Origin of the sequence: Novilysobacter erysipheiresistens (genome assembly GCF_036663935.1) — a bacterium.
GTDB lineage: Bacteria > Pseudomonadota > Gammaproteobacteria > Xanthomonadales > Xanthomonadaceae > Novilysobacter > Novilysobacter erysipheiresistens.
This window is the reverse complement of record NZ_JAXGFP010000002.1, coordinates 312217-334714: the sequence shown is the minus strand read 5'-3', so window position 1 is coordinate 334714 and position 22498 is coordinate 312217. Positions and strand designations below refer to the sequence as shown.

The following is a 22498-nucleotide window of genomic DNA, read 5'->3' as shown; positions in this document are numbered from 1 at the left end:
CCAGGGCGCACTTCAGGAAGCCCAGGCATGAACGCAGGTGGCGCACGGCAAGGCATCCTGTCACTGGCGGTGAAGGACAAGGCGTCGCTGTACAACGCCTACATGCCGTACCTGAAACACGGCGGTATCTTCGTGCCGACGCCCAAGCGCTACTTCCTTGGCGACGAGGTGTTCCTGCTGCTGACCCTGCCCGAATCCAGCGAGCGCCTGCCGGTCGCGGCCAAGGTGGTCTGGGTGACGCCTGCCGGCGCCCAGGGCAACCGTCCGGCCGGCATCGGCGTGCAGTTCAGCGACGGCGCCGAGGGCGAGAACGTCAAGGGCAAGATCGAGGCGCTGCTGGCCGGCACGCTCGGTTCGGAACGTGCGACGCACACGATGTAGCGGTCGGCCGGGATATTCGTCGGTGCGGGGCGATGCCCGCACGCGACGTATGTAACCGATCGGCGCTTGCGCAGGCGCCTTGTAGGAGCGGCTTCAGCCGCGATCTGAAGTCGGTTGAGCGGCCGATTGTCCGATCGCGGCTGAAGCCGCTCCTACAAAAGCAGCACACGAAGGCGTGAGTGTCAGCTCACCGTAGCGCGGCGGAATCCCAGCCCGGTCGCGGTGCAAACCGCTCGCCGTGGCGCGCCTGCAACTGCTTCAACCGCTCCAGCAGCCCATCGGCACCCGCCTCGCGGATGTACTGGATCGGGCCGCCGCGGAACGGCGCGAAGCCGGTACCGAAAATCACTCCGGCATCGAGCAGGTCCGCATCGGCGACCACACCGTCGTGCAGGCAGGCCACCGCCTCGTTGAGCAACGGCAGGATCAGCCGGTCCTCGAGATCGGCCGGGGCCTGGTAGTTCTCCGGCAGCTCCGGCTTGACCGGCTTGCCTTCCTCCCATTTGTACAGCCCCTGGCCGTCCTTCTTGCCGCGCTTGCCCTGCTCGGCGCCGCCGGCCAGCGCCGCAGGCACCTGTAGGCCGAGGAAGGGCGAGAGCTCCGCACCGACGCCCGCGGCGACGTCCAGGCCCACCGTGTCGACCAGCTCGATCGGCCCCATCGGCATGCCGAACTTCACCGCGGCCTTGTCGATCGCCTTGCCCGGGATGCCTTCCGAATACGCGGTCACCGCCTCCAGCATGTACGGGAACAACACCCGGTTGACCAGGAATCCCGGCGTCCCCGCGACCGGCACCGGCAGCTTTCCGATCGCCTTGCAGAACGCCGCCAGCCGCTGGCGGGTCTCGTCCGCCATCGCATCATGCTGGACGATCTCGACCAGCGGCATCAGCGCCACCGGGTTGAAGTAGTGCAGGCCGGCGAACTGCGCCGGGCGCGCGCTGTCGTTGCGCAACTCGACCAGAGGGATCGACGAGGTGTTGCTGGTCAGCAGCGCGTCGGCCTTCATCCGCGGCTCGACATCCGCGTACAGCCCGCGCTTGGCCTCGGCCTGCTCGATGATCGCCTCGATCACCAGATCGGCAGTGGCCGCGCCGTCGCCGGCGAGGTCGCTCTTCAGCCGCGCCGCGACCGCCGGACGCTTGCTCTCGTCACGCAATTTCTTCGCGAACAACTCGCCGGCGCGATTCATCGCCTTGTCGATGAAACGCTGCTCGCGGTCGTTGAGGGTGACCTCGAAACCCTTGTAGGCCGACCACGCCGCGATGTCGCCGCCCATCACCCCGGCGCCGATCACGTGCACGCGGCTGATCCCGTGATCCTTGCCGCCAGTCGCCTTCAAACGTTCCTGCAGGAAGAACACCCGGATCAGGTTGCGCGCGGTCGGGGTCGAGGCGAGCTTCGCCACCGACTTGCGCTCGGCCGCGAGCTTGCGCTCGATGCCCCCGCCAGTGTTCTTCCAGGTGTTCACCAACGCGTACGGGGCCGGGTAGTGCTCCTTGCGGGCCTTGCGCGCGACCTGTTTGAGCAGCATCGGCGCGATCAGCTGCCGCGCCGGCCAGGTGTTGGTCAGCCAGCCCATGAAGCGCTGCTTGAACGGCCGCTTGCGCCCCTTCAACGCCAGCGAGGCTGAGCTATCGACCAGCACGGCCTTGTCGACGGCCTTGTCGATCAGTCCGTTGCCGCGCGCGGCCGAGGCCGACAGGGTGCGGCCGGTCAGCATCATGTCGAACGCCGCCGGCGCGCCAATCAATTTCGGCAACCGCACGCTGCCGCCCCAGCCTGGGTAGATGCCGAGCTTGACCTCCGGCAATCCGATCCGGGTCGAGCCGTCCTTGCTGGCGACGCGGTAGTCGCAGGCCAGCGCCAGTTCGGTGCCGCCGCCCATGCAGAAGCCGTGGATCGCGGCGGCGGTCGGGCAGGGCAGTTGCGCCAGTCGCTGGAACACCTGCTGGCCGCGTTGCAGCGCGCCGGCGACGTTGCCCTTTTCGTCGAAGCTCTGGAACTCCTTGATGTCGGCGCCGGCGATGAAGCCGCTGTCCTTGGCCGATCGGAACACCACCGCCTTCGGCGGGTCGATCGCTATGCGCTCAAGCAGGCCGTCGAGCTCGATCAGCACGTCCTGCGACAACGCATTGACCGACTCGCCGGCGCGGTCGAGCGAGAGCACGAGGACGTCATCGGCACGTTTTTCCACGTGCCAATGCTGGACCCGCAGTCCGTCAAAGCTCGGCAGTCCGATGTCGTGCGAGGCCATGCAGCACCATCCGTTCAGGTATGGAATAAGCCGCTATCATCCCGAGGTTGTTCGATCGGCGTCAAATCACGGCGAAGCGGGTTCGTCCGGTCGATTGCCGCTCGGGGTGCCACCTGGCAGTTGCGGACGGCGGGCCGCGCCCCAATCGTGTTCGAGTGAACTTTTCCCCGACAGGGTTGTCCCATTGTTCGGCCACGGCCGAGCTGACAGGAGTGCCGGCGCGCGGTATGGCCGAGAATGATTTGGAGTCAAACCAGGAGCTGGACCAGCAGCTGGTGAGGCGTGTCCAGCGCGGCGACAGTTCCGCGTTCGATGCCCTGGTGCGCAAGTACCAGCACCGCATCGTCGGGCTGATCGGGCGCTACATTTCCGACTGGAGCGAATGCCAGGACGTCGCCCAGGACACGTTCATCCGCGCCTACCGCGCCCTGCCCAACTTCCGTGGAGACTCGCAGTTCTATACATGGTTGCACCGGATCGCCGTGAACACCGCCAAGAACCATCTCGTCGCCCAGAACCGCCGGCCGCCGACCGATGACATCGAGGTCGGCGACGCGGAGCATTTCGACGTTGGCATCCGCCTGCGCGACACCGATACCCCCGAGCGCGAACTGATGCGCCAGCAGGTGGAACAAACGGTGATGCGCGTGGTCGAAGGCTTGCCCGAAGACCTGCGCGTGGCGATCAGCCTGCGCGAGGTCGACGGCCTGAGCTACGACGAGATCGCGCAGAGGATGGGGTGTCCGATCGGTACCGTGCGTTCGCGGATCTTCCGCGCCCGCGATGCCATCGATGCCGAATTGCGCCCCTTGCTTGATGGCGATGACCGCCTCGACCATGACGACCGCCGGGAACGGAGTAACTGATGCCGACAACCCAACATCACGACGCCGATCGCGAAACCCTCAGCGCGCTGTTCGACGGCGAACTGGATGACGCCGCCGCGCGCTTTGCGGTGAAGCGGCTCGACCACGACCGGCAGTGGCGCGAGGCCTGTGGCCGCTGGCAACTGGCGGGCGATGCGTTGCGCGGACAGGCGTCGGGCGTGGCTCCGGCGGGGTTTGCCGACCGGGTAGGTGCCGCGTTGCGCGATGGGGATGCCGTCGCCGCGTCCACGGTCGCGGCCCCAGCGACCCGGACCGCAACCCCGATGCACCGAAACTGGATCGGCGGTGCGGCCTTGGCCGCGTCGGTCGCGGTCGCGGCGTTGTTCGTGGTCCGTCCGTTCTCGCAACCCGGCGTCTCGCCGCTGCCGGCCACGCCGCTTGCCGCGAGTGCGCAACCGACGGCGCCGGCGAGCGATACCGCCGAAACCGGCGTCGCACAATTTTCTTCGTCACCGGCAACGCAAGCGATGCCATCCCAGGTGCCGCCGGTGCGAGGTCGTCCCGTCTTCAACGCGGAGGCGGCCACGACGGTGGCGACCGCTGATGTCCAGCGTCCCACCGGCGATACTAGACCGCTCGAGCCGGCTAAAGCCGCCACGTCGAATCGAGGGATCGAGGATCCGACGGCGACTGCAGCGACCGCGATCGCCAGCATCGCCGATGTCGCGACGCCGTCGCTCGAACCCGCATCGCCACATCCATTCCTGCCGCCAGGCGAGATTGTCTCGCGGCCCTGGCCTCGGGCCGTGCTGCCCAACTACCCGGCCGGCAATGCGTTCAACGTCAATTTCGACAATGGCGCGGGTACCGCGGGCCAGGTGCCGTCGCCGGGAGCGTCATCGTTCTACCCGTTCGATCCGCGGATGCTGGAGGCGGAGCCGGTGCCGCGCCCCGCGGCGGACGAGCCCGGCTGGCCACGACGCTAGCCACTGCCTTTTTTTCGACGCCGTCATGACGGCGTCGGCACACTTTTCATCCGCAACCCCGAGGCCGATTCCATGAACCGACCCCTCCATGCCATTGCCGTGCTCGGCCTGCTGGCCGCTTCGCTGCCGGTCGCCTGCACCGCCCAGCAGGCACCAGCCACCGCGACCACCGCATCCGCCGCGCAGGCGGTGACGCCGCCGGTCGCGACCCCGCTGGTCACCGGCTTGCCCGACTTCACCCAGTTGGCCAAGCGCGTTGGCCCGGCGGTGGTCAACATCAGTGCCGAGATGGCGCCGCCGGAGCGTGGCGGCAACGGCCAGGTGCCGCCCGGGCTGGAAGATTTCCTGCGCCAGTTCGGCATGCCGATGCCGAACATGCCCGACGGCCCGAGCAGCGGCGGCACCTCGCTTGGCAGCGGGTTCGTGATCTCCGATGACGGCTACGTGCTGACCAACTACCACGTGGTCGAGGGCGCCGACGAGATCACCGTGACCCTGTCGGACCGCCGCGAGTTCGAGGCCGAGGTAATCGGCAGCGATGAGCAATACGACATCGCCCTGCTCAAGATCGATGCCGACAACCTGCGTTGGCTGCGCGCCGGCGATTCCGCCTCGCTGCAGCCCGGGCAGTGGGTGGTCGCGATCGGTTCGCCGTTCGGTCTCGACCATTCGGTCACGGCTGGAATCGTCAGCGCGGTCGGTCGATCCAATCCGTACGCCGGGCAGCAGTACGTGCCGTTCATCCAGACCGACGTCGCGATCAATCGCGGCAACTCCGGCGGCCCGTTGCTCAACACCTCCGGCGAGGTGGTCGGGATCAACTCGCAGATCTTCAGCAATTCCGGCGGCTACATGGGCGTGAGCTTCGCGATCCCGATCGATCTGGCGATGAACGCGGTCGCCCAGATCAAGGAGACCGGCGAAGTCCGCCGCGGCATGCTGGGCGTCAACATCCAGTCCGTGACTCCGGACGTGGCCAAGGCGATCGGGCTGCCCGACAGCCGCGGCGCGATGGTGTCCAACGTCCAGCCTGGCAGTGCCGCCGACAAGGCCGGGATCGAACGCATGGACGTGATCCGCGCGTTCAACGGCGCTCCGATCGGCGATTTCACCGACCTGCCGCCGGTGGTCGGCGCGGTAGCGCCGGGCAGCGAGGCCAAGGTCGAGGTATTCCGAGGCGGCAAGACCCTGAAACTCGACCTGGTGGTCGGGGCACAGAGCGCCATGGGCGGGCCGGCGGACCCGGGCGGTCCGGCACCGGCATCTTCTTCGTCGGAACCCTCCGGCGCCAATGCGCTGGGACTGGCCGCGCGCGAGCTTGATCCCGCGATGCGCCAGCGCCTTGGCGTCGAGGCCGGCGAGGGCGTGTTGCTGGCCGAGGTCGACCCGGCGGTCGCCCGCGAGAGCGGACTGCGCTCCGGCGACGTGGTCGTCGCCATCGGCCGCGAGAGCGTCGGCAGCGTGGCCGACTTCAACCGCGAGCTGGCCGGCGTCGAGCCGGGCGAAACGGTGATGCTGCTGATCCAGCGGGGCGGTGCGACCCAGTTCGTGGCCGTGACCGCGGCCGAAGGCTGAGTTTTCGCGACATCCGGCAACGCGCGTCGGCCCGGCCATGCGGCGGGCCGACGCGCCGCGGTATGCGATAATCGCCCGTTAACTTTCCCGGCCTCCGAGCCCATTGCCGCCCGCATGCAGCAGATCCGCAACTTCTCCATCATCGCCCACGTCGACCACGGCAAGTCGACCCTGGCCGACCGCATCATCCATCTGTGCGGCGGCCTGACCTCGCGCGAGATGGAAGCGCAGGTGCTCGACACCAATCCGATCGAGCGCGAGCGCGGCATCACCATCAAGTCGCAGTCGGTGTCGCTGCCGTACACCGCGCGTGACGGCAAGACCTACCACCTCAACTTCATCGATACCCCCGGCCACGTCGACTTCAGCTACGAGGTCAGCCGCTCGCTGGCCGCCTGCGAGGGCGCGCTGCTGGTGGTCGACGCCGCCCAGGGCGTCGAGGCGCAGTCGGTCGCCAACTGCTACACCGCGGTCGAGCAGGGCCTGGAAGTGGTGCCGGTGCTCAACAAGATCGACCTGCCGACCGCCGACATCGACAAGGTCAAGGCCGAGATCGAGGCGGTGATCGGCATCGACGCCACCGACGCGGTCGCGATCAGCGCCAAGACCGGGCTCAACATCGAGGACGTGCTGGAGGCGATCGTCGCCCGCATCCCGCCGCCGCAGCCGCGCGACACCGACAAGCTGCAGGCGCTGATCATCGACTCGTGGTTCGACAACTACCTCGGCGTGGTCAGCCTGGTGCGGGTGATGCAGGGCGAGATCACCCCCGGCAGCAAGATCCTGGTGATGTCGACCGGGCGAACCCACCTGGTCGACAAGGTCGGCGTGTTCACCCCCAAGCGCAAGGAGCTGGGCAAGCTCGGCGCCGGCGAGGTGGGCTGGATCAACGCCAGCATCAAGGACGTCCACGGCGCCCCGGTCGGCGACACCCTGACCCTCGCCAGCGACCCCGCGGCCAAGCCGCTGCCGGGCTTCCAGGAGATGCAGCCGCGCGTGTTCGCCGGCCTGTTCCCGGTTGATGCCGAGGACTTCCCGGACCTGCGCGAGGCGCTCGACAAGCTGCGCCTCAACGACGCCGCGCTGCGCTTCGAGCCCGAATCTTCCGAGGCGATGGGCTTCGGCTTCCGTTGCGGCTTCCTCGGCATGCTGCACATGGAGATCGTGCAGGAGCGGCTGGAGCGCGAGTACGACCTCAACCTGATCAGTACCGCGCCGACCGTGATCTACGAGGTGCTCAAGACCGACGGCACGATCCTGCCGCTGGACAATCCGTCCAAGCTGCCGCAGGTCAACCTGGTCGAGGAGATCCGCGAGCCGATCATCCGCGCCAACATCCTCACGCCGCCCGATTACGTCGGCAACGTGATCACCCTGTGCGAGGAGAAGCGCGGCAGCCAGATCGGCATCACCTACATGGGCAACCAGGTGCAGATCAGCTACGAGCTGCCGATGGCCGAGGTGGTGCTGGACTTCTTCGACCGCCTGAAGTCGGTGTCGCGCGGCTACGCCTCGCTGGACTACCACTTCGTGCGCTTCCAGGTCGGCCCGTTCGTGCGGGTCGACACCCTGATCAACGGCGACAAGGTCGACGCGCTAAGCATCATCACCCACCGCGCCCACGCCGACCGCCGCGGCCGCGAGATCGCCGAGAAGATGCGCGAGCTGATCCCGCGGCAGATGTTCGACGTCGCGATCCAGGCCGCGGTCGGCTCGCAGATCATCGCCCGCAGCACGGTCAAGGCGATGCGCAAGAACGTGCTGGCCAAGTGCTACGGTGGCGACATTTCGCGCAAGAAGAAGCTGCTCGAGAAGCAGAAGGCCGGCAAGAAGCGGATGAAGCAGGTCGGCAGCGTCGAGATCCCGCAGGAAGCGTTCCTCGCGGTGCTGCAGATGGACAACAAATAAAAGTGTCGCCAGTCGATCAAAGGAGCAGGCATGCGTTGGTTTGAAATCGCCCTGGTGGTACTTACCCTCGTCACCGGGCTGGTCTGGCTGCTCGACAAGCTGGTCCTGGCCAAACACCGCGCCACCCACCAGGGCCTGCTCGATGACGATGCCGAGCCGTGGTACGTCGACTACTCCAAGGCGTTCTTCCCGGTGCTGCTGGCGGTGCTGATCCTGCGCAGTTTTATCGCCGAGCCCTTCCGCATCCCGTCCAACTCGATGATGCCGACCCTGCTGACCGGCGATTTCATCCTGGTCAACAAATTCGCCTACGGCCTGCGCTGGCCGATCATCAACAAGAAGTTCGTCGACATCGGCGAGCCCGATCGCGGCGACGTGGTGGTGTTCCACCCGCCACACCACCCCGAGCAGGACTGGATCAAGCGGGTGGTCGGACTGCCCGGCGACCGCATCGGCTACTACGACAACCGCGTCCACATCAACGGCGATCCGGTCGAATACGACTCGCTCGGGACCTACCAGGGTTACGACAGCGGCATCGGCATGAGCGGCGCGGAGGAACTGCGCGAGCAGCTGCCAGGCCGGCCGCACCTGGTACTCGAGCGCACCGGCATGCCGTTCCGCGATCCGGGCGAAGGCGAGTGGGTGGTCCCACCGGGGCACTATTTCGTGATGGGCGACAATCGCGACAACAGCGAGGACAGCCGATACTGGGGCTTCCTGCCGGAGCAGAACCTGCGCGGCAAGGCGTTCCTGATCTGGATGAATATCGATGGGGGGATCGATTTCTCGCGGATCGGGCAAAGTATCGAGTAGATTCCACCCGGGGACCGCTTGACAGCCATCCCGCGGTACTCATTCAGGATCAGTCACTCAGGGGAGTAATGGGATGAAACGTACGCAAGGGGGCATGACCCTTATCGGGTTCGTCATCGTGCTGGCCGTGGTCGGCGTGTTTATCTACATGGGGATGAAGGTGATCCCGATGTACTCGGAGTACTACGCGGTCAAGCAGGCCCTTCAGGGCTTGGCCGGCGAACCGGGGATCGCCAGCCAGAGCCCGGCCAAGATCCAGGACCTGTTCTTCCGGCGGCTGTACATCAGTTACGCCGAGACGGTGAAGCCCGAGCACGTCAAGATCAAGCGCAAGGACGCCGGTTACGTGATGACGGTGAAGTACGAAGTGCGCAAGCCGCTGATCGCCAACCTCGACGTCGTCGGCAAGTTCGAGACCGAGAAGGAACTGCGCCGTGGCGGGGCGATCGACTGACCGGTGGTTGACCGTATCGCCCATCCGTTCGTCCGGCCGGAACTGCTGGCGCAGGCGCTGACCCACCGCAGCGCCGGCGCTCCGCACAACGAGCGGCTGGAGTTCCTCGGCGACGCGCTGGTCAACCTGTTCGCGGCCGAGGCGCTGTACGCGCGCTGGCCTCGGGCCGACGAGGGCGCGTTGACCCGGGCCCGGGCCGAGCTGGTCCGCGAATCGGCGCTGGCGCCGATCGGGCGGGAGCTGGAGCTGGGCGAACGCCTGACCCTGGGGCCGGGCGAAATGAAGTCCGGCGGCCACCGCCGCGATTCGATCCTGGCCGACGCGGTCGAGGCCGTGGTCGCGGCGATCTACCTCGACGCCGGCTTCGAGGCCTGCCGCGCGGTGGTACTGCCGTGGTTCACCGCCGCGATGGACGCGTTGCCGCCGCCGCACAAGGTTGGCAAGGACGCCAAGACCCGCTTGCAGGAATGGCTGCAGGGGCGGCAGAAACCGCTGCCGGTGTACGAACTGATCGCCGAGAACGGCGAGGACCACGCCAAGACCTTCCGGGTCAGCTGCACGCTGGCCGCGCCGGCGCTGGTCACCGAAGGCGAAGGCAACTCGCGCCGCAGCGCCGAGCAGGCTGCCGCCGAGGCCGCGCTGGCCGCCATCGCCGCGCCGTAGCGCCTACAATTCCCCGCATGACCCCAACTCCCCACCGCAGTGGCCACGTCGCCGTCATCGGCCGGCCCAATGTCGGCAAGTCGACCCTGACCAACGCCCTGGTCGGCGCCAAGGTCAGCATCGTCTCGCCGCGGCCGCAGACCACCCGCCACCGCCTGCTCGGCATCGCCACCTTCGCCGACGGCCAGCTGCTGCTGGTCGACACCCCCGGCCTGCACCGCGACCAGGGCAAGTCGACCGCGACCGCGATGCATCGCTGGATGAACCGGGCCGCCCGCGGTGCGCTGGAAGGTATCGACGCGGCCATGCTGGTGGTTCGCGCCGGCCAGTGGGACGAGGCCGACGACTTCGCCTACCAAGCCTTGCACCACGTCGGCGTACCGGTGGTGCTGGTGGTCAACCAGGTCGACCGGCTGAAGGACAAGACCGCGTTGCTGCCGTACCTGGCCAAGGTCACCGAGGGCCGCGAGTTTGCCGGCGTGCATCCGATCTCCGCGCTCAAGCGCAAGGGGCTGGAGGCATTGACCAAGGACGTGCTCGCACTGCTGCCGGAGCAGCCGGCGCTATACGCCGAGGACGAGATCACCGACAAGAGCCAGCGCTTCCTCGCCGGCGAACTGGTGCGCGAGCAACTGATGCGCCAGCTCGGCGAGGAGTTGCCGTACGCGACCACGGTCGAGATCGAGCGCTTCATCGTCGACGGCGCGCTGCTTCGGATCGGCGCGGTGATCTGGGTCGAGCGCGACGGCCAGAAGTCGATCGTGATCGGCAAGGGCGGCGAGCGCCTGCGCGAGATCGGGACCAAGGCGCGGCAGCAGATGGAGCGCCTGTTCGATTCCAAGGTGTTCCTCGAGACCTGGGTGCGCGTGCGCGAGGGCTGGTCGGACGACGAAGCCGCGCTGCGTACGTTCGGATACCACGATTAGGCGCCGATGCGCCTGACCGGCGAGCCCGGCTTCGTCCTGCACGCCCGGCCCTGGCGCGAGACCAGCCTGCTGGTCGAGGTGCTGAGCGCGAACCACGGACGTATCGGCCTGCTCGCACGCGGCCTGCGCGGGCCGCGCAGCCAGCCGCTGCGGGCGGCGTTGCAGCCATTGCAATCGATTCGCTTCGACGCCGTGCAGCGCGGCGAACTGGCCCAGCTTCGCGCGGCCGAGGCGCTCGACGCCGCGCCACGGCTGACCGGCGAGGCGATGATGGCCGGCTTCTACCTCAACGAATTGACGTTGCGACTGACCCCGCGCGACGACCCGCAACCGGACCTGTTCGCCGCCTATGCGCGGACCCGCGAGCGACTGCGCGCCGGCGAGCCGCTGGCGTGGACGCTGCGCCGGTTCGAGCGCGACCTGCTGGACGCGTTGGGCTTGGGGTTCGAGTGGAGCGTCGATGGCGACGGCGAACCGATCGATCCGGCGGCACGCTACCGGCTCGACCCCGAGCATGGCCCGCGCCGCTTGCTCAGCGATCGCGGCCAGGCCGATCGCTCAGGCGCGGCGACCGGTCGTGGCCTGCTCGACCTTGGCGCCGACCGGCAACCCGGCAACGCCGACCTGCCGGGTTTGCGCCGGGCGATGCGCGGCGTGCTCGCGCACCATCTGGGTCCGCGTGGGTTGAAGTCGTGGGAGATGTTCGGCGGCTTGCAGAAGGCGGCGTCACCACAGTTGCTTGATCGCCAGGACTAGTCCGGGTTGCGCCCGGCCGGGTGCGCCAGCAAATCGGACGCGGCGCGATCGAAACCGGCCAATGCATCTACGTCGTCCGGACGCGACTGCAGGACTTGCACCGCGACCGCCAGCCGCGCGGCGCCGACGAAGCCACAACTCGCGCGCAGCTTGTGCAATTCGGTGGAGACCGCCTCGCGATGACCATCGCGGACCGCGACAAGGATGCGTTCGTGGGTGTGCGGCAGTTCGGCGAGAAACAACTGGCGCAGGGTTTCGACGTGGCTGCGGTTGCCGTTGAGCGCGGCGATCGCGGCGTCGTTGTCCCACCGCGGCGGGCCGTCGCCATCAGCCTGGCGGGCCGGCTGCGCCGACGCGTCGAGTCCCAAGGCATGGCGCACCGCCGACTGCACGGCCGACGCCGGCAGCGGCTTGACCAGCACCTCGCGGAACCCGGCGGCCAGCAGCATTTCGCGCACTGCGGGCTCGTCGGAGGCAGTGTGGGCCAGGGCGACCACGCCGGATTGCTTGCCACTGGCCTGTTGGAGCAGCTCGCAGGCATCGCCGTCGGGCAGGTGGGCGTCAAACAACCACAGGTCATGATGTCGGCCGCCGGCCAGCACGAGCGCGCCGGCAAGGCTGTCGGCGGCATCGACCTCGGCCGGGATCGCGTGCAGCGCCGCGCTCAGGAACGCGCGGCTGGTCGGGTCGTCCTCGACCAGCAGGATGCGCGGCAGGTCGCTGGGCGAGGCCGGCGGTTCGGGCATTGTTTTCATCGAAGATGCGTCCGGGCTCGTTATGCTGCAGCGATGTCGCGCCCGATGTTACCCCTGCTGCTGTCGCTAGCGCTGTCCTCCTGGTTGTGGACGGCGGGGATCGGCCCGGCTCGCGCCGCGCCGCGGACAGCGACGGCGACCATCGACCGGGTGACCACCGCGGTGGCGACATTGCACGATGTCCGGGTCGGGCTGGCCTGGCCCGAGGGTGCGCCACATGGCGAGTTGCGCCTGCGCGCGCGCCGGGTCGAGGCGCCGGAACTGGGTTATCGCTTCCGCGACCTCGACTGGCGCTGCCCGTTGCAGCGCGACGGTAATGGCGGGTGGCAGTGCGCGGGCGAACTGCGCAGTGGCGCCGAACGGATGCAATTGTCGGTGGCGCTCGGAGCCGCAACGACGGAGGCCAGCCTCACCCGCGACGCGATCCGGATCGAGTTGCGGCGCAACGCCGCTGCACCTGATGCAACCCGGATCGACCTGACCCGCGTGCCAATGGCATGGACGCAGGCGCTGTTGTCGCAAGCCTGGGACAGCGGCCGCCTGACCGGAGGCACGCTCGACGCCGCACTCACGGTGACCGCGCCCAGCAATCAGCCGTTGGAGATCGCCGGTCCGTTGCATCTGCGCGCGGCTTCGTTCGACACCCCCGACGGCACCATCGCCGGCGCCAACCTGGGTGCCCGTGTCGACATCGACGCGCGATTGGGCGAGGTCGATCGGTTCACCGTCGACGGGCAGGTCCTCGGCGGGGAGTTGCTGTTCGGTACCACCTACGTGTCACTGCAGGACCGGGCGGTCGACTTGCAGCTTTCCGGCCTGCAGGACGGGCAGGGCTGGCGGCTGCCGCGCATCCGCTGGAGTGACCGCGGAATCCTCGCGGTCGAAGGCAGCGCCGCGCTCGGTCCGACCGCGGAACTGCAGGCGCTCGACCTGCGCGCAAGCAGCCCCGACCTGGACCGCCTGGCGGCTGGCTACCTCAGTGGCTGGCTGGGTCTGGCGGGGCTGGCGGAACTGCAGATCGACGGTGCCGCCGACGCCACCGTGCGGATCAGCGATGGCCAGCTCGACGACGCGCTGCTGCGCCTGCACGACACCCGCGTCGACGACCCGCGCGGACGCTTCGCCTTCGCCGGAATCGATGGAGACTTGCGGTTCTCGGCGACCACGCCGGTGTCGAGCGAACTGCGCTGGCGCGGCGGCGAGATATACGGGCTCGCGTATGGACCGACCCGGTTGCCGTTCCGCAGTGCCGACGGCGTCCTGCGACTGCGCGAGGCGGTCGCGTTGCCGCTGCTCGGCGGCGTCGCCCGCTTCGACCACCTGCAGATACGCCCCCCCGCCGACGACCAGTCGCTGGAAGTGCGCTTTGGCCTGAGCCTGGACCGCCTCGATGTCGCCCGCTTGTCGGACGCGCTCGACTGGCCGGCGTTCACCGGCGAACTCAGCGGCACTATCCCGGAAGCGCGCTACGCCGACGACCGCCTGCAGTTCGACGGCGGCCTGGCGATGCAGCTGTTCGGCGGCGAGGTCGCGGTGACCTCGTTGTCGATGGAGCGTCCGTTCGGGGTGCTGCCGACGCTGTCGGCCGACATCGCCTTCGACGACATCGGCCTGACCGCGCTGACCGGCGCCTTCGATTTCGGCAGCATCAGCGGCAAACTCGACGGCCGCATCGCCGACCTGCGCCTGGTCAACTGGCAGCCGGTCGCGTTCGACGCGCAACTGCGCACCGACCGCCATCGCGGCGTGCGCCAGCGGATCAGCCAGCGCGCCGTGCAGGACCTGACCAGCGTCGGCAATGCCTCGATCGTCAGCAGCCTGCAGTCGCAACTGATCGGGTTCTTCGACGACTTTGGCTACTCGCAAATCGGCATCGCTTGCCGCTTGTCGGAGGAGGTCTGCACGATGGATGGGCTCGGTTCAGCGGGCGAGGGCTTTATTATCGTGCAAGGGTCCGGCCTGCCGCGGTTGACCGTGGTCGGCTTCAACCGCCGGGTGGACTGGCCGACGCTGGTCGAGCGGCTGGCCGCGGTCGGCACCGGCGACGTCAAGCCGGTGGTCGATTGACGGCTGCTTCGCGGGGATTTCGAATTTTCTATAGAGGGAGAAGTCAGATGCGTCGTTGGATGGGAGTTCCGGTCGCCGCCGTGCTGGTCACGGCCTGCGTCACGATCAATGTGTACTTCCCCGCCGCGGAGGCGAGGGAGGCGGCTCGGCAGTTCGTCGACAAGGTGATTGGCGAGGAGCCGCAGCCGTCGACGCCGGTGGAGGAGGGCGACGGTGGCCCGAGCGCGATGCTGGATTCCGCGTCGTTGCGCCAGTTGGCGTCGCGGGTTGATTTGTACGCGTTGGTCGGCATCGGTAGTGCGCACGCGCAGTCGCCTGACATCACGATCAAGACGCCAGCGATCCAGGCGATCCAGGCGCGGATGGCGGCGCGGTTCGATTCGGCCCTGCGTGCGGGTTTCGATGCCGGTGCGCTGGGATTCGCCAGCGACGGCACGATCGTGGTGCGTGACGCGTCGAAGCTGGAGTTGCGGGATCGGGTGAAGATCCAGCAGGCGGTGGCCGAGGACAATCGCGACCGCAATGCGGTGTATCGCGAGGTGGCGGTGGCCAATGGGCACCCGGAGTGGGAGTCGCAGATTCGCCAAGTGTTTGCGAAGCAGTGGATCGCGAGTGCGCGCAGTGGCTGGTGGTATCAGAGCGGCGGCGGCTGGAAGCAGAAGTAGCTGCGACAGCAACAGCAACAGCTGGGCGGGGCTCTCGGCTTCGGGCGGGAGCGCCGCCCTGTCCGGGCATTGCTACTCGGTTCGGGCGGCCATCCGTGGCCGCACTCACCGCCGTGCGCCATCCATGGCGCATTCTCCGCAATACCCGGACAGGACGCCGCGTCGCGCGTGCAGGGCGCGAATTCCTGGTTGGATCTCGTCGTGGTGCATCCGCAGTCTTGGCTTCGTAGCGTATCCACGGGCTTCTGTAGGAGCGGCTTTAGCCGCGATCGGATAATTGCTCTGCCCGCGCCGACTCCAGATCGCGGCTAAAGCCGCTCCTACGAAAAGCGCCGACATTCTCAGCCCCGATGTCGGAGCGACGTACGTCGCGCCGACATCGGGGCTGAGAAAGTCGGCGCTTTTCGTAGGAGCGGCGTTAGCCGCGATCTGGAGTCGGCGCGGGCCGAGCAAATATCCGATCGCGGCTAAAGCCGCGCCGACGAAAAGCGCCGACATTCTCAGCCCCGAGGTAGGAGCGACGTAAGACGCGACCCGCCGACCCCGTGAGGCGATGTACAGGTCGCGACTCACGTCGCTCCTACCCGAAGCCCAACCAACGAGGCCGCAGACAACCGGGCAGGAGGTGGACGGCGGGGGAATTGCGCAAAAGCGGGCCATGGATGGCCCGCGGCCCGCCTCAGGGCAGGATTGCCCTGACGAAGGGCTGGAGCAATTCCCCCGCCGGCCGCCTCCTGCGCGCGCGAAGCCCACCCGAAACCCGCTCCCCACCTCTGCGACAATACGCAGCCCTGAATCACCGCATTTTGCCCGTGGCCCGAATCGACAAGACCCCCTTTGAAGCCGAGATCACTGGCATGACACACGATGGCCGCGGCGTCGCCCGCCGCGCATCGAGGGAGCCGGGGGAAGCCGGCAAAGCCGTCTTCATCGCCGGGGCGTTGCCGGGCGAGCGGGTGATGGCGGTGCAGACCGGCCGCCATCGCAGCTTCGACGAAGCGCGCGCGGTCGAGGTGTTGCTGGCCGCGCCGGAACGGGTCGATCCGCGCTGCGAGCACTTCGGCACCTGCGGCGGCTGCGCCATGCAGCACTTCGCCGAGGACAAGCAGATCATCGCCAAGCAGCGCGTGCTGCTTGAAAACCTCGAGCGCATCGGCCATGTCACCCCGGAGCGGGTGCTGGAGCCGCTGACGGATACCGCCTGGGGCTACCGCCGCAAGGGTCGTTTTTCGGTGCGGCGGGTCGAGAAGAAGGACAAGACCCTGGTCGGTTTCCGCGAGACCGATCCGCGCTTCGTCGCCGACATCGCAAGCTGCCACACGGTGATCCCGCAGATTGGCGAGAAGGTCGAGGCATTGGGATCGCTGGTCGACGGACTGGACGCGCGCCGCGACATCCCGCAGATCGAGTTCATCGCCGGTGACCCCACTGACGACTTCAGCGGCATCGCCCTGACCATCCGCCACCTCGCGCCACTGTCGGAGGCCGATCGCGCCGCGCTGGTCGCGTTCGGCCAGCAGCACCGTTTCGCGATCTTCCTGCAACCCGGTGGTCTCGACAGCGTGCATCCGCTGTGGCCGGACAACCCGAAGCTCGCCTTTGCGTTGCCGCAGTGGAATCTCGAGTTCGTGTTCCGCCCGCTCGACTTCATCCAGGTCAATGCCGGCCTCAACGGCAAGATGATCGCCGACGCGATCGAACTGCTCGATGCCGGTCCCGACGACCGCGTGCTCGACCTGTTCTGCGGGCTCGGCAACTTCACCCTGCCGCTGGCGCGCTCGGTGCGCGAGGTGGTCGGCGTCGAAGGCGAAGCCGGGCTGGTCCAGCGGGCGCGCGAGAACGCCGCCCACAACGGCATCACCAACGCCCAGTTCCATGCCGCCGACCTGGCCAAGGATCTGGGCGGGCAGTCGTGGATGCGCGAGGGCTTCGACAAGCTGCTGCTCGACCCGCCGCGATCGGGCGCCGACTTCGTGCTGGCGCACCTGCCGCTGAAGCAGTTCAAGCGGATCGTCTATGTCAGCTGCCACCCGGCGTCGCTGGCGCGCGATGCCGGCTATCTTGTCAACGAGAAGGGTTGGAAGCTGCGCGCCGCGGGAGTGATGGACATGTTCCCGCATACCGCGCACGTGGAGTCGATTGCTATGTTCGAGCAGGGCTGAGCCATGGCGATTGAAATCGAGCGCAAGTTCCTCGTGACGACCGATGCCTGGCGCGCCGCCGCGCAGAAGGTCATGCCAATGGCGCAGGGCTATCTCAACGACCTCGCCGCCATGGACACGGGTGCAATGAAGGCCTCGGTGCGTGTGCGTATCGCTGGCGACGAGGCGTTCCTGAACCTGAAGTCGCGCGAACTTGGCCACACCCGGCAGGAGTTCGATTACCCGATCCCCGTCGACGACGCCCGCGCGCTGCTCGCGCTGAGCGTTGGCGGACTGGTCGACAAGCGCCGTCACTACGTCGAGTTCGAGGGCCACCTGTGGGAGGTCGACGAGTTCCTCGGCGACAACGCCGGTCTGGTTGTGGCGGAAATCGAGCTGGATGCAGCGGACGAGGCGTTCACCAAGCCTGGCTGGATCGGCGCGGAGGTCACCGATGAGGCCCGGTACTACAACTTGGCGTTGGCCAGCCGGCCATATTCGGAATGGACCCATCGCGAGCGTACCCCGTAGCCCGGCAGAGCCAATTGTAGGAGCGGCTTCAGCCGCGATCTGGAGTCGATTCGGCTCCGACAATTTCCGATCGCGGCTGAAGCCGCTCCTACAAAAAACGCCATCCATCGCGATGGATGGAAATCGCCGTGTTTGCCCCCACACCGGCGGCACCCCAACTGCGCGACAATGAGGCAAAGCGCCTCGTGCCTGACTACAGACCCCAGGAGTTCTCCAAAATGCTCGTAATCGGCGTCGCCGGCACCGAACTCACCGCGCAGGAGCGCGACTGGCTGCAACATGACGGCTGCGCAGGCGTAATCCTGTTCACCCGCAACTTCGCCTCCAGGGCGCAGGTCGCCGAACTGTCGCAGGCGATCCGCGAAGCCGCGCCTCGCCCACAGCTGATCTGCGTCGACCAGGAGGGCGGCCGGGTCCAACGCTTCCGCGAGGGCTACAGCGCACTGCCGCCGCTGGAAGATTTCGGCAAGCAGTACGCGCAAGACCCCGCCGCCGCGCTCAAGCTCGCCGAGGAACATGCCTGGCTGATGGCCAGCGAGATCCGCGCCAGCGGGGTCGACCTCAGCTTCGCGCCGGTGGTCGACCTAGGTCGCGGCAACCGGGCGATCGGCAACCGCGCGTTTTCGGAGGATCCTCAGGTGGTTGCCGAGTTCACCCGCGCCTACGTGCGCGGCATGCACGCGGCGGGGATGGCGGCGACACTCAAGCACTTCCCCGGCCACGGTTCGGTGCTGGAAGACACCCATTTCGACGATGCGATCGACCCGCGTCCGCTGGACGAGATCCGCGCGCTCGACCTGGTGCCGTTCGTCGCCGGCATCGAGGCCAGGGCCGACGCGGTGATGATGGCGCACGTGGTCTACCCGGAGGTCGCGCCGGAACCCGCCGGCTATTCGAAGGTCTGGATCGAGGACATCCTGCGCCAGCAAATGGGCTTCCGCGGCGTGGTGTTCAGTGATGACATCGGCATGGCCGCGGCGTTCTCCGCCGGCGGCATCAAGCAGCGCGTCGACCTGCACCTGGATGCCGGTTGCGATGTGGTGCTGGTGTGCCATCCGGAATTGGTCGCGGAGTCGCTGAAAGCCGTGGAAGGCCGCGTGCTCAACACCATGGCGCTGGCCGGGCTGATCGGACGCGGCCCGATGGGCTGGGACGGCCTGCTGGCCGACGGTCGCTACGAAGACAGCCGCGGCCGCCTGGAGGGCATGGTCTGATGCCGACCGACACGGCGCCCCGCGACCTGGCGCAAGCGCTCGCCAGTGCCGAGGTGATCCATGATCGCGCCGTGATCGAGCAGGCGATCGCGATGATGGCAAAGAAGGTGCACGACGATTACCGCGAAAGCGTGCCGGTCTACCTCACGGTCATGCATGGCGGCCTGCCGTTCGCCGCGCAACTGGCGATGGAAGTCGGTGCGCTCGGTCTCGACCTGGAGTTCGACTACCTGCACGCCAGTCGCTACCGCGGCGAGACTTCCGGTGGCGAACTGGTCTGGAAGCACCGTCCCGTTACGCCGTTGCAGGGCCGCAGGGTACTGCTGGCCGACGACATCCTCGACGAAGGCCACACCATGGCCGCGATCACTGCCTGGTGCCGGGAGCAGGGTGCCATCGACGTGCGCATCGCCGTGCTCGCCGTCAAGGTTCACGACCGCTGCGTGCCGGGCATGTGCGCCGACTATGTCGGCGTCGAGGTGCCGGACCGCTACGTGTTCGGCTATGGCATGGATTACCACGAGCAGGGTCGAAACCTGCCGGCGATATATGCGTTGAAGTGAAGTTCCCTGTAGGAGCGACGTAAGTCGCGACCGTGCAGGGTGGTGACCTACGTAGCCGTTCCGTTGCCTGCGCGATCGCGACTTACGTCGCTCCTACAAGGTCGAGACCCGTATGACTACTCAAACCCATCCGATCGAACTGGCCGTGATTGGCGGCACCGGCCTGTACCAGCTGGCCGACCTGCAGGACGTCGAGACCCACCAGCCGGTGACCCACTTCGGCGCTCCGTCCGGGCCGATCCGCGTCGGAACCATCGACGGCCATCGCGTCGCCTTCCTCGCCCGCCACGGCGAAGGCCATTCGCTGCCGCCGCACCAGATCAACTACCGCGCCAACCTCGCCGCGCTGAAGGCGCTTGGCGCGCGGTGCGTGCTCGCGCTCAACACCGTCGGCGGCATCACCGAACGCTTCGGCCCGCGCGTGCTCGGTTGCCCCGACCAGTTGATCGACTACACCTGGGGCCGGGTTTCCACCATCTGCGAGGAACCCGGCAGCGAGGTCATCCACGTCGATTTCGGCGAGCCCTACACCCGCTCGCTGCGCGCATCGATCGTGGATGCCGCCGCCGATGCCGGTGTCGCACTGGTCGATGGCGGGTGCTACGGCGCCACCCAGGGCCCGCGCCTGGAAACCCGCGCCGAGATCGCACGGATGCGGCGCGACGGCTGCGACCTGGTCGGCATGACCGGCATGCCCGAAGCCGGGCTCGCGCGCGAGCTCGGGCTCGATTACGCCTGCCTCGCGATCGTCGCCAACTGGGCCGCCGGCGCCGGTCCGGATCCCGACGAGGTGATCACCTTGCAGGACGTACTCGACAACGTCGCGGCGGCGTCCTCGGGCCTGCCTTCACTGATCGGGGCGTTGTTGAGGCGCAAAACTGCGGACTAAACCCGCGAACGCGATTGTCAAGTAGCCGTTCAGTTTGCATACTCGGCCCGCGTCCGGCCTTTCCCCCGCACCGTGGCGCGACAACGAATCCAGCATGAGGTTTTCCAGGATATGACGTACGGCACCGTGAAATGGTTCAACGACGCCAAGGGTTTCGGCTTCATCTCGCCCGAAGATGGCAGCGCGGATGTGTTCGCGCATTTCTCCGCGATCAATTCCAAGGGCTTTCGCAGCCTGCAGGAAGGCCAGCGCGTCAGCTACGAGCTGACCCAGGGCCCGAAGGGCGCGCAGGCGTCGGATATCACGCCGGTCGAGTGATCCGCCGGCATGGTTGAAGAGAGCCCCGCTTCGGCGGGGCTTTTTTGTGGTGCGGTGCTAGATTCTTCGGCAGGTCTCAAGCGGAGCCGAGTGATGAATTCGCCGCTGTCGGAAAGCCCGTTCGACACCCACCAGGTCGACAACCAGCCGCCCGCGTTTGCGCCACGCGACCTGTGGTCCGACGACATCGCGCTGCGCGAGGCGCTGCAGCGCGAGGGCACAGCCGGGTTCACCGAACACATCGCCACTTACGGCGCACTTGCGGGCAGTCGCCTGTACGACTTGAGCTTCGACGCCCACCGTGACCGCCCGCGCCTGCGCAGCCACGATGCCCATGGCTACCGGATCGACCGGGTCGAGTTCCATCCGAACTACCACGCATTGATGCAATCGGCGATCGAGCACGGCGTCGCCGGCCTGTCATGGCGCGAACTCGCGCCCGGCGCCCACGTCGCCCGCGCCGCCCTGAGCTACCTGCACCACCAGGTCGAACCCGGCACCAGCTGTCCGCTGACCATGACCCACGCCGCGGTGCCGGTGTTGCGCCGCGAACCGGCGCTGGCCGAGTGGGCCGACAAGGCTGCGGCACCGCACTACGATCCCCGCGAGCTGCCGATCGCCGACAAGCGCGGCGTCACCCTCGGCATGGGCATGACCGAGAAGCAGGGCGGCAGCGACGTGCGCGCCAACATCACCATTGCGACCCCGACCGACGCCGATGGCGGGTACCGACTGGTCGGCCACAAGTGGTTCTTCTCGGCACCGATGAGCGACGGCTTCCTGGTGCTGGCGCAGGCGCCCGGCGGCCTGACCTGCCTGCTGATGCCGCGGCGCTTGCCCGATGGCGGCAAGAACGCGTTCCGGCTGATCCGGCTGAAGGACAAGCTCGGCGACTGGTCCAATGCCTCGTCCGAGGTCGAATTCTGCGGCGCCTGGGCGCACCGGGTCGGCGAGGAGGGCCGCGGCATCGCCACCATCCTCGAAATGGTGATGCTGACCCGGCTCGACTGCATGCTCGGCGCCGCCGCGCAGATGCGCATGGCGCTGGCCCATGCGATCCACCATTGCCGGCATCGGCGCACGTTCGGCAAGCGGCTGGTCGAGCACCCGTTGATGGCCAACGTGCTGGCCGACCTCGCCATCGAGGCCGAGGCGGCGCTGACGCTGTCGATGCGCGTTGCCCGCGCGGTCGATGCGGCGCCACGTGACCCGAGCGAGGCTGCGTTCGCCCGCATCGGCACCGCGATCGGCAAGTACTGGCTGTGCAAGCGCGCACCGGCCTTCGTCAACGAAGCGCAGGAATGCCTCGGCGGCAACGGCTACGTCGAGGAGTCGATCCTGCCGCGGCTGTATCGGCAGGCGCCGCTCAATTCGATTTGGGAAGGCAGCGGCAATATCCAGTGCCTCGACGTGTTGCGCGCGCTGGAGAAGGAGCCGGGGACCGGCGTGGCGTTGTGGGCCGAGCTGCAACGCGCCGGCGGCGGCGGGCAGCCCGATCATGCCGCAGCGGTCGAGCGGCTGCGCGCGCCACTGCACGGCGATGTCGTCATCGAACCGGCCGCTGCGCGTACCTTCGTCGAACAGCTGGCATTGTGCCTGCAGGGCAGCGTGATGCTGCAGGCGGGCCGTCCGGTGGCCGAGGCGTTCTGCCGCAGCCGGCTCGGCGGGGCGCATGGGCTGGCGATGGGGACGTTGCCGGTTGGTCTGCCGTTTGCGGACATGATCGACCGGGCTTTGCCTTCGGCCGCGTAGCACCGGGCATCACCGCGCCGCGCCCTCGCGGGCACTGCAAGTCGACGCGTCAAA

General features: G+C 67.8%; 21 protein-coding genes. 19 read left to right on the top strand and 2 right to left on the bottom strand.

Annotated features, from left to right (window positions below; genetic code table 11):
* The first annotated feature begins 27 nt into the window (after nucleotides 1-27).
* Entirely contained in the window at nucleotides 28-381 is a 354-nt protein-coding gene (locus tag SNE34_RS04605) for a PilZ domain-containing protein (protein WP_332615139.1), read from the top strand.
* Nucleotides 382-568: 187 nt separating this feature from the next.
* Here the strand turns inward: SNE34_RS04605 and SNE34_RS04600 are convergent, their stop codons facing one another.
* Complete coding sequence (locus SNE34_RS04600) at nucleotides 569-2638, bottom strand: 3-hydroxyacyl-CoA dehydrogenase NAD-binding domain-containing protein (protein ID WP_332615137.1); 2070 nt, start codon at nucleotides 2636-2638, stop codon at nucleotides 569-571.
* A 227-nt stretch (nucleotides 2639-2865) separates the two neighbouring features.
* Between SNE34_RS04600 and rpoE the strand changes: the two genes are divergently transcribed.
* The 9 genes from rpoE to recO all read left to right on the top strand — a co-directional run bounded on the left by rpoE (nucleotide 2866) and on the right by recO (nucleotide 11549).
* A complete protein-coding gene (gene rpoE / locus SNE34_RS04595) occupies nucleotides 2866-3504 on the top strand; it encodes an RNA polymerase sigma factor RpoE (RefSeq protein ID WP_332615136.1) in 639 nt (212 codons plus the stop codon).
* Nucleotides 3504-4451 (top strand): sigma-E factor negative regulatory protein, encoded by a 948-nt coding sequence (locus tag SNE34_RS04590; RefSeq protein ID WP_332615135.1) that lies wholly within the window; start codon nucleotides 3504-3506, stop codon nucleotides 4449-4451. Before rpoE ends, SNE34_RS04590 begins: the two co-directional genes overlap by 1 nt.
* A gap of 72 nt (nucleotides 4452-4523) precedes the next feature.
* On the top strand, nucleotides 4524-6026 hold the full coding sequence (locus SNE34_RS04585) for a Do family serine endopeptidase (protein WP_332615133.1): 1503 nt from the start codon (nucleotides 4524-4526) through the stop codon (nucleotides 6024-6026).
* 114 nt (nucleotides 6027-6140) lie between these two features.
* Nucleotides 6141-7934, top strand: a complete 1794-nt coding sequence (gene lepA / locus SNE34_RS04580) for a translation elongation factor 4 (RefSeq protein ID WP_332615131.1) — start codon at nucleotides 6141-6143, stop codon at nucleotides 7932-7934.
* Nucleotides 7935-7964: 30 nt separating this feature from the next.
* Entirely contained in the window at nucleotides 7965-8750 is a 786-nt protein-coding gene (lepB, locus tag SNE34_RS04575) for a signal peptidase I (RefSeq protein WP_332615129.1), read from the top strand.
* Between the two features lie 73 nt (nucleotides 8751-8823).
* On the top strand, nucleotides 8824-9204 hold the full coding sequence (locus SNE34_RS04570) for a DUF4845 domain-containing protein (RefSeq protein ID WP_332615127.1): 381 nt from the start codon (nucleotides 8824-8826) through the stop codon (nucleotides 9202-9204).
* Between the two features lie 3 nt (nucleotides 9205-9207).
* On the top strand, nucleotides 9208-9867 hold the full coding sequence (gene rnc / locus SNE34_RS04565; protein WP_332615125.1) for a ribonuclease III: 660 nt from the start codon (nucleotides 9208-9210) through the stop codon (nucleotides 9865-9867).
* A 17-nt stretch (nucleotides 9868-9884) separates the two neighbouring features.
* Nucleotides 9885-10793, top strand: coding sequence for a GTPase Era (gene era, locus SNE34_RS04560; protein ID WP_425604451.1), 909 nt, complete (start codon nucleotides 9885-9887; stop codon nucleotides 10791-10793).
* A gap of 6 nt (nucleotides 10794-10799) precedes the next feature.
* On the top strand, nucleotides 10800-11549 hold the full coding sequence (gene recO, locus SNE34_RS04555) for a DNA repair protein RecO (protein ID WP_332615124.1): 750 nt from the start codon (nucleotides 10800-10802) through the stop codon (nucleotides 11547-11549).
* Here recO and SNE34_RS04550 read toward each other — a convergent pair.
* Nucleotides 11546-12304, bottom strand: coding sequence for an Hpt domain-containing response regulator (locus SNE34_RS04550; protein ID WP_332615122.1), 759 nt, complete (start codon nucleotides 12302-12304; stop codon nucleotides 11546-11548). The two genes, recO and SNE34_RS04550, sit on opposite strands and share 4 nt — an antisense overlap.
* Nucleotides 12305-12337: 33 nt before the next feature.
* Here SNE34_RS04550 and SNE34_RS04545 point away from each other — a divergent pair, with 33 nt between their 5' ends.
* From SNE34_RS04545 to SNE34_RS04505, 9 genes are all read left to right on the top strand, one after another.
* Entirely contained in the window at nucleotides 12338-14371 is a 2034-nt protein-coding gene (locus SNE34_RS04545) for a translocation/assembly module TamB domain-containing protein (RefSeq protein WP_332615121.1), read from the top strand.
* Nucleotides 14372-14418: 47 nt separating this feature from the next.
* Complete coding sequence (locus tag SNE34_RS04540; RefSeq protein WP_332615120.1) at nucleotides 14419-15036, top strand: YdbL family probable chaperone protein; 618 nt, start codon at nucleotides 14419-14421, stop codon at nucleotides 15034-15036.
* A gap of 803 nt (nucleotides 15037-15839) precedes the next feature.
* Nucleotides 15840-17198, top strand: coding sequence for a 23S rRNA (uracil(1939)-C(5))-methyltransferase RlmD (gene rlmD / locus SNE34_RS04535; RefSeq protein ID WP_425604461.1), 1359 nt, complete (start codon nucleotides 15840-15842; stop codon nucleotides 17196-17198).
* Between the two features lie 3 nt (nucleotides 17199-17201).
* Nucleotides 17202-17708, top strand: a complete 507-nt coding sequence (locus SNE34_RS04530) for a CYTH domain-containing protein (RefSeq protein WP_332615116.1) — start codon at nucleotides 17202-17204, stop codon at nucleotides 17706-17708.
* A gap of 218 nt (nucleotides 17709-17926) precedes the next feature.
* On the top strand, nucleotides 17927-18922 hold the full coding sequence (gene nagZ, locus SNE34_RS04525) for a beta-N-acetylhexosaminidase (protein WP_332615114.1): 996 nt from the start codon (nucleotides 17927-17929) through the stop codon (nucleotides 18920-18922).
* Nucleotides 18922-19485: a hypoxanthine-guanine phosphoribosyltransferase gene (locus SNE34_RS04520; protein ID WP_332615112.1), complete on the top strand. Its 564-nt coding sequence runs from the start codon at nucleotides 18922-18924 to the stop codon at nucleotides 19483-19485. Before nagZ ends, SNE34_RS04520 begins: the two co-directional genes overlap by 1 nt.
* Before the next feature lie 112 nt (nucleotides 19486-19597).
* On the top strand, nucleotides 19598-20374 hold the full coding sequence (locus tag SNE34_RS04515) for an S-methyl-5'-thioinosine phosphorylase (RefSeq protein ID WP_332615110.1): 777 nt from the start codon (nucleotides 19598-19600) through the stop codon (nucleotides 20372-20374).
* Between the two features lie 111 nt (nucleotides 20375-20485).
* Nucleotides 20486-20692, top strand: a complete 207-nt coding sequence (locus SNE34_RS04510) for a cold-shock protein (RefSeq protein ID WP_332615109.1) — start codon at nucleotides 20486-20488, stop codon at nucleotides 20690-20692.
* Between the two features lie 93 nt (nucleotides 20693-20785).
* Entirely contained in the window at nucleotides 20786-22444 is a 1659-nt protein-coding gene (locus SNE34_RS04505; protein ID WP_332615107.1) for an acyl-CoA dehydrogenase family protein, read from the top strand.
* The last annotated feature ends 54 nt before the right edge of the window (nucleotides 22445-22498 follow it).